Here is a 1233-nt window from a genome sequence, read left to right on the forward strand (position 1 = left end):
ACCTTAGCACCCACAGTCTGTCTGATGGAGAACTATATTTAGCATTCGGAGTTTTATTAGGTTTGGTAAGAATCTCTTCCCCCTAGCCCATTTAGTGCTCTACCTCTAAATATATATTTATCCATCGCACTACCTAAATAGTTTTCGCGGAAAACCAGCTATCTACGAATTTGGTTGGCCTTTCACCCCTTACCACAAGTCATCCAAAGACTTTTCAACGTCAACTGGTTCGGTCCTCCAGCAAGTGTTACCTTGCATTCAACCTGCTCATGGTAAGCTCATTCGTTTTCGGGTCTAATTCATTAAACTAATCGCCCTATTAAGACTTGCTTTCGCTACGCCTACACCTAGATGGCTTAAGCTTGCTTAATAAATTAAGTCACTGACCCATTATACAAAAGGTACGCCGTCACTCTAAAAAGAGCTTCGACTGATTGTAGGCATGCGGTTTCAGGTTCTATTTCACTCCCCTAATAGGGGTTCTTTTCACCTTTCCCTCACGGTACTAGTTCACTATCGGTCACTAAAGAGTATTTAGGCTTAGAGGGTGGTCCCCCTATATTCGAGCAAGATTTCACGTGTCCCGCTTTACTCAAGAACAAATTTAAGCATTACTTCTACTGGACTATCACCATCTTTGGTTAGCATTTCCATACTATTCAAATTTTCTTAAATTTATTACTGGCCTGTTCCGCTTTCGCTCGCCACTACTAACGGAATCTCAATTGATTTCTTTTCCTCTGGTTACTTAGATGTTTCAGTTCTCCAGGTTATCTCTTTAAATCTATGTATTCAATTTAAAGTTACACATAAAGTGTAGGGTTTCCCCATTCGGAAATTTTCGGATCAAAACTTGCATACAGTTCCCCGAAACTTTTCGCAGTATACCGCGTCCTTCATCGTCTTTTAGTGCCAAGGCATCCGCCACACGCCCTTAAACGCTTGATTTATGCACAGAAAAAAATTCTGTGTTTGAATCAAATTTTGTTAAAATGTTCATCTATTCGAACATTCTTGATTGTTCATCTATTCGAACAATCGGATATAGATATTGATAATTATTAAAAAATTTACAAATAAAATAGCTAAGTGTTTCTTGGTGGAGGATAGCGGGATCGAACCGCTGACCTCCTGAATGCAAATCAGGCGCTCTCCCAGCTGAGCTAATCCCCCAGATAAGTTTGGTGGGCCGAGATAGACTCGAACTATCGACCCCACCCTTATCAAGGGTGT

1 tRNA gene and 1 rRNA gene (1 of these 2 running past the window's edge) are annotated in these 1233 nt (G+C 40.6%); both read right to left on the reverse strand.

Annotated elements, in window-relative coordinates:
• A 23S ribosomal RNA gene (locus AMN80_RS02000) occupies positions 1-948 on the reverse strand (it extends 1805 nt beyond the left edge of the window).
• A gap of 149 nt (positions 949-1097) precedes the next feature.
• Positions 1098-1173 (reverse strand) — tRNA-Ala (locus tag AMN80_RS02005).
• Positions 1174-1233 lie beyond the last annotated feature (60 nt).

Source organism: Candidatus Pelagibacter communis (assembly GCF_001179985.1).
Classification (GTDB): Bacteria; Pseudomonadota; Alphaproteobacteria; order Pelagibacterales; family Pelagibacteraceae; genus Pelagibacter; species Pelagibacter ubique_J.